The organism is Rhodoplanes sp. SY1, assembly GCF_046000175.1.
Classification (GTDB): Bacteria; Pseudomonadota; Alphaproteobacteria; order Rhizobiales; family Xanthobacteraceae; genus Rhodoplanes.
Genome location: NZ_JBEOMB010000306.1, coordinates 1 through 657, shown reverse-complemented (window position 1 = coordinate 657; position 657 = coordinate 1). Strand labels below are relative to the sequence as shown.

1 protein-coding gene is annotated in these 657 nt (G+C 51.3%); it reads right to left on the bottom strand.

The window, feature by feature from the left end:
• On the bottom strand, positions 1 to 500 hold a 500-nt coding region (locus ABTU92_RS29290; protein WP_408095070.1), incomplete at its 3' end, for a TIR domain-containing protein.
• Positions 501 to 657: the final 157 nt, after the last annotated feature.

Below are 657 nucleotides of genomic sequence, written 5' to 3'. Positions count from 1 at the left end.
GCCGAAGCAACGGCAGCCCGAATGCGGCCATCACTCCGATTCGCGTCATAGTCAGCCACTGTAATCCCGGAAAGATCACTCGGCAGATGAAGGTCAACGTAATTGCGCGGCTTGATTATGAAACAACGGCTGCGCCCCAGGGAGCCAATCGCAAGCCCAAGCTCAAAGATAACATTGTCTCGAACCACCGGACTTGAAGCGCCCCTAATCCTAACAATGTCGTCAGCCTCAAAAACAAATATACAGAAGTCTGTATTCGCAATTTCACTAGTAAGCGATTCGAGCGTAGATTTTGTCAGCTCAAATACACCCTGATTCCAAACAGTAACTTCAGCGTCTCGATCCAATTCTTGTTGGATCGCTTGAGCTACATCTAACCGTTCGCCTGAAGATCCAATAAATAACCGAGGCCTCATTTTCAATCCTGCCACAATGCTGCTATTGGTCGCCAGCAGTTCAGGACCTGCATACTTACAGTTTTCCGTGCGGATGTCTAGCACCTCCCGATCTGGTTGCGAGCCTTTTAAGCATGGTTTGCATGGGGCGTTTGTTACCCCTGATCGGCGGACCGAATGACGATCTTGCGCTGGTGCGGCCAATTGGCTGGTGCCGCCTGTTAGCGCACCAACCTCGGGAACTCGAACGCGAAAGCGATCC